Source organism: Candidatus Dependentiae bacterium (genome assembly GCA_016871815.1).
Classification (GTDB): domain Bacteria; phylum Babelota; class Babeliae; order Babelales.
Genome location: VHBT01000049.1, coordinates 1 through 2015, shown reverse-complemented (window position 1 = coordinate 2015; position 2015 = coordinate 1). Strand labels below are relative to the sequence as shown.

The window sequence follows — 2015 nt, the reverse complement described above, 5'->3', positions numbered from 1 at the left end:
GTAAATCTGTAAGCTTGGTATCTACAAACTTATGTACTATGGGGTATTCAGTATACAGTATACCCAAGGCTTTTCCAGCCTTTGCCCAGTCGTTTATTTTATCTATCATAACTATTTCCTTTTTTATTAATAAAATTACTAACTTTTAATATTATGAACTTTTATTGTTTTTAATAAAACATAAAAATAATTTTAATTTTTACAATTCGTTTTTATGTTAGTTTTTTTAAATATCTGGTTTTTAGCTGTTTGAGTTAAAATAAATTTTTAAAATCAAGGTTCTATAAATAATAGAACAATTATTCGCTGTGTGTTATAATTATGTTATAAATAATAGTTAATACAAATAGTAGGTGAAAAGATGGATAAAGGGGACATTGAGGTTCTTCGTAACAAAATCGCAGCTCTTGAATCGAGAATCGACCTGTTAGAGACAGAGTTTTCTTACCTGAACCGCATCTTGATCGATTGCGGGTTCGCTAACGGGATTGAAACATTAAAAATGACGGTAGAAGAAGTCATTTCGGAAAAACTCGACCTTCCCTCAATGAAGATCAACGAGGAAGAGGAGCTCTAAACCTTCTCAAACGCTGAAAACCCCTGCAGGTCTTACTAGCAGGGGTTTTTTGTTTCAAATTGAAAAAATCCGCTTTTCATGGTAAATTTAACCCTCAAACACTAGATATGAGGGTCAAATGGCTAAAATTGTCATCAATCAAGAGCCTGAGGTTGAACTTGCCGATGGTTCTGCGATCAAGCCGATCTGCGAAGAAAACGGGGTCCCGTTCGCTTGCGAAGAGGGGATCTGCGGTACATGCATCGTAGAGGTCAAAGAGGGGAATGAAAACCTATCCCCCATGACTCAGGAAGAGATCGATTTTCTTGGGGAGCAAAATCGGGAGCGCCTCGCTTGCCAGTGCAAGATCTTAAAGGGATTTGTTAAATTAAAATATTAAGGGACAGTAGTTTATGACAACTCAAGCAAAAATACACCGCCAAATGACAATCGAAGAGATTTTATCAGATTTTCCAGAGAAAAGTCAAAAATTGGCACAGGAAATCACCAATACCGGTCTGCACTGCGTTGGGTGCTCAGCATCGACTTGGGAAACGCTAGAAGCGGGCATGCTTGGCCACGGCTATAGCGATGAGGAAATCGAGGGATTGATCTCCCGTTTGAACATCATCTTGGAAGCTCCCATCGATTTAGGGACTGTGACGCTAACGCGTCGTGCAGCGGAAAAGTTCTTGGCGATCTTAAAAGAGGATGGCAAGGAAAGCTGCGGGCTGCGTTTTGGGGATCGTCCGGGAGGATGCAGCGGATTTGAGTATGTATTGGATTATTCAGAGAAGCCCTTAGCAGACGATGTGGTATTTAACCATTATGGCGTTGATCTTCACATCAATCAACAAGCCTTATCCCGTCTGATGGGTTGTGAAATCGACTACGTCGACGGCCTCAATGGATCAGGCTTCAAGATCTCCAACCCGAATGCCAAAGGCTCATGCGGCTGCGGTAAGTCGCAATCTTACTAGCCTCGTCATCAAAGCCGCCTATGGGTGGCTTTGATGGGATTATGTTCTTCTGCTGCCTGGGGCAGCAGAAGCGGACGAACTCGAACTTTTAGGAGATGTTTCAGAGAATTTTTGATACAAATCTACCACCAAATACTCTTTAGATAATTGGTCTCTTTTTTTTTGAAGATCTGATTTGTCAGCAGTAAGTTGTTTTTCTCTTTCGATTCGTGATACTTCCGTTTGAGATGCTGGGACTGCGTGAACTGGTCGTTGGACTGTCTGTAATGATTGATCCACTCGACTAATCTCACTGAGCGTAGCATCAAGCTTCGATTTTATATCGTTCTTTATAGCGGTAAATTCTGAAGTCCATCGCAAACGGTATTGATCTATTAAACTTTGAATGAGCCCCCTGTTTTGAGGTCGATTCATATTCTGCAAAGAAGGGTTTTCAGTTATTCCTTGTTGTATATAGATTGTAGTTTGATAGGTTTTAT

3 protein-coding genes are annotated in these 2015 nt (G+C 40.4%); all 3 read left to right on the top strand.

The window, feature by feature from the left end; all coding sequences use genetic code 11:
* Window positions 1-361: 361 nt before the first annotated feature.
* The 3 genes from FJ366_04395 to FJ366_04385 all read left to right on the top strand — a co-directional run bounded on the left by FJ366_04395 (window position 362) and on the right by FJ366_04385 (window position 1536).
* Window positions 362-577, top strand: a complete 216-nt coding sequence (locus FJ366_04395) for a hypothetical protein (GenBank protein ID MBM3894806.1) — start codon at window positions 362-364, stop codon at window positions 575-577.
* 118 nt (window positions 578-695) lie between these two features.
* Window positions 696-956, top strand: coding sequence for a (2Fe-2S)-binding protein (locus tag FJ366_04390; protein ID MBM3894805.1), 261 nt, complete (start codon window positions 696-698; stop codon window positions 954-956).
* A 13-nt stretch (window positions 957-969) separates the two neighbouring features.
* The gene (locus tag FJ366_04385; protein ID MBM3894804.1) at window positions 970-1536 is read left to right on the top strand and encodes an iron-sulfur cluster assembly accessory protein; all 567 of its coding nucleotides are present in this window, start codon (window positions 970-972) and stop codon (window positions 1534-1536) included.
* The last annotated feature ends 479 nt before the right edge of the window (window positions 1537-2015 follow it).